This is a genomic window from Bradyrhizobium sp. S3.2.6, from assembly GCF_040546885.1.
Classification (GTDB): Bacteria; Pseudomonadota; Alphaproteobacteria; order Rhizobiales; family Xanthobacteraceae; genus Bradyrhizobium; species Bradyrhizobium cytisi.
Window position 1 is genome coordinate 90,001 of the sequence record NZ_JBEPOS010000027.1, and the last position, 1,272, is coordinate 91,272.

General features: G+C 60.1%; 1 protein-coding gene and 1 pseudogene. Both read right to left on the bottom strand.

All coding sequences use genetic code 11. The annotated features are described in order from the left end of the window. Positions 1-65 precede the first annotated feature (65 nt). A pseudogene (locus ABID58_RS32525) lies at positions 66-219 on the bottom strand (flagellar biosynthesis protein FlgA); the annotation flags it as partial. 296 nt (positions 220-515) lie between these two features. After that, positions 516-1,272 (bottom strand): LysR substrate-binding domain-containing protein (locus ABID58_RS32530; RefSeq protein ID WP_354036964.1); only part of this gene is annotated, 757 nt, incomplete at its 5' end.

Genomic DNA, 1,272 nt, shown 5'->3' on the forward strand with positions numbered 1-1,272 from the left:
GGGCTTTCGTCATTTCCGCCATTTCTCGCTGATCAGCGCCTCGCAATGACAGAGTGCATGACTGCTTATCTCGCGAACGCCGTCTCCATCGCTTCCTTGTCTTGATCGTCTCGTTGTTGGCATCAACTCCACATCGCTCCAGCGCACGATCTCGCCATGAGCGACGTCGTGCTTCAGCTTGAGGCGATGCGCTAGGCCAATCGGCAGGGCGCTCACCTTGGCTCGCGGCACGCCAACACTGCTCGATCCCGTTGAAGAAGCGCTGAACTAGATTGTGGCTCCGGTTGGGAGGCTTCAATCACGGATATTCTTAGGTTCGCAATATCGAGCCGGCAGGTCCGAGATCGACTGGATAGCGGGCATGTCGCAGGTACGGCGAAATCGAAGCGAATGACCCTCAGCGGACGCCCCATGAAAAATTGACTGATTTGCCCTTCAGCAGCCCACAAAGATTGAGGTGAACACTAGCCTCACGACCGCAGAAGCGCTCGGTCTCGAAGTGCAGCCGACATTGCTCACTCGCGCCGATCGAGATCGACCTTTGCTAGGGGACTTATCCCGCTCTCTGCTTCGCCCTCGACGGATGACACAAGGTTCGCGGCGAGAAAGTCCACGAAAGCTCTGAGTTTGGGAGCGAGTTGCCGGCTCGACGGCCACAGGATCCGCAGCGGTCCCGAACGATCGGTGTAATCGTCGAGCACGGGGACGAGCAGACCTTCGCGAAGCTGGTGGTTGATGGCGAAGTCCGGCAGGTAAGCGATGCCCATACCCTGTTCGGCCATATAGATGAGCGGCTCAAGCGTACTCGCCACGACCGTTTTTGGCAGCTCGCTTTCGATGTCGGCATGCTCTCCCCGCAGCGGCCATCGCTCGAACCTTCGGCTGGTCGGAAACATGTGGCGCAGACAGGCATGAGCCTTGAGGTCGTCGGGGGTCTGAGGAACGCCTTTGGCCGCCAGATAAGCCGGCGATGCCACCAGGCGTCGGCGATACATGCCCAAAGCCCGGGACATCAGGCGCGTGTCGCCGGCGTCGGCGAAGCGCACGACGGCGTCGAAGCCTTCCTCGATGACATCGACGACCCGATCGCTGAAATCGAGATCCAATGTTATCTCCGGATATGCCCGCATGAACGCGACCAGAGTGGGCATCATCAGCATGCCGGCCAATGGCAGGGTGCGGCGCGGCAATCTGGATGGAAGTGCAGCGTCAATCAGGATGAGAGAGCTTCGCCGGGCTCGTGACGCAGGGAGGGCGTAGCCCGACCGGAGT